This window comes from Nocardioides sp. GCM10028917, assembly GCF_042666175.1.
Classification (GTDB): Bacteria; Actinomycetota; Actinomycetes; order Propionibacteriales; family Nocardioidaceae; genus Nocardioides.
In genome coordinates this window covers 1-1,126 of the sequence record NZ_JBHTFL010000019.1, presented here as the reverse complement: position 1 = coordinate 1,126, position 1,126 = coordinate 1, and the positions used below count along the sequence as shown (strand labels likewise).

At 66.3% G+C, this 1,126-nt stretch carries 1 protein-coding gene; it reads right to left on the bottom strand.

Going from position 1 to position 1,126, the window contains the following annotated elements; translation table 11 throughout:
- On the bottom strand, positions 1–994 hold a 994-nt coding region (locus ACFQW6_RS22930), incomplete at its 3' end, for an IS30 family transposase (RefSeq protein ID WP_378551031.1).
- Between the last annotated feature and the right edge of the window lie 132 nt (positions 995–1,126).

The following is a 1,126-nucleotide window of genomic DNA, read 5'->3' as shown; positions in this document are numbered from 1 at the left end:
CGAGTTTCTCAGCGGGGGTTCGGAACTCGTGTCGTTTGCGTGGTCGTGAGTTGAGCTCGACGGCGATGTTGTCGAGCATTCCGGGGCCGTAGAACGAGAGATCGCCGCCTTTGGGCAGGTACTGGCGCAACAGGCCGTTCGTGTTTTCGTTCGTGCCCCGCTGCCACGGTGAGTGTGGATCGCAGAAGTAGATGTCCAGCCCGGTTGCCTCGGCGATCTCGCGGTGGCTGGCCATCTCTAAGCCCTGGTCCCAGGTCAGTGACCGGCGCAGTTGCTCATCCAGCGTGAGCATCTTCGCAACTAGGGCCTTCTGGACGGCGAGCGTGCCGTGACCGTTGGGCAGGTGCAGCAGCATCACGAACCCGGTGGTCCGCTCGACCAGCGTCCCGACAGCGGTGTCGGAGGACTTCGAGCCCATGATCAGGTCCCCCTCCCAATGCCCGGGCACGGCCCGGTCCTCGACCTCAGCGGGACGCTCGCTGATCATCACCATGTCCGGGATCCGGGTGCGGCGATATCCCGGCGCCCGCCGCGGTTTACGCATCGACCTGCCCCTGCGCAGATACGCCGTCAGTTCACGCTTGAGCCCGCCGCGGGCCTGGATGTACAGCGACTGGTAGATCGTTTCGGCCGACACCCACATCTCCGGTTCGTCGGGGAAGTCGACCTTGAGTCTGCCAGCGATCTGCTCGGGGCTGTCGCGCCCTTCGAGCCGTCTCTGGACCTCTCGACGCAGCCGGAGGTTGGTCGCAAGCTTGGCGTTACGCGGTCCACGCCGGCCTCGATCGGCATGCGTCTGAGCCATCGACGCCCGGTAACCCCGCACCCCGACGGCTCGCCTGAGCTCGCGACTGACCGTGGACGGGTCGCGATCGATCTCGCGGGCGATCTGCCGGACACCCATGCCACTGGCCTGCAGCCGCATGATCTCCTCGCGTTCCTCAAAACTCAGATAGCGCCCGCCGCAAGGCTCGGTGGTCTTGGTGGGGTTCACGCCGCCAGCCTTGGTCAGCAGCCGTGCTCCCCAGCCCAGCGACGCGCCGGCCGACTCCGTCGCCTCTCGAAGAGTCAGACCAGCTCGGATGGCCCGCCAGAACCGACGTTCATGCTCACGCGGCAGATCGGG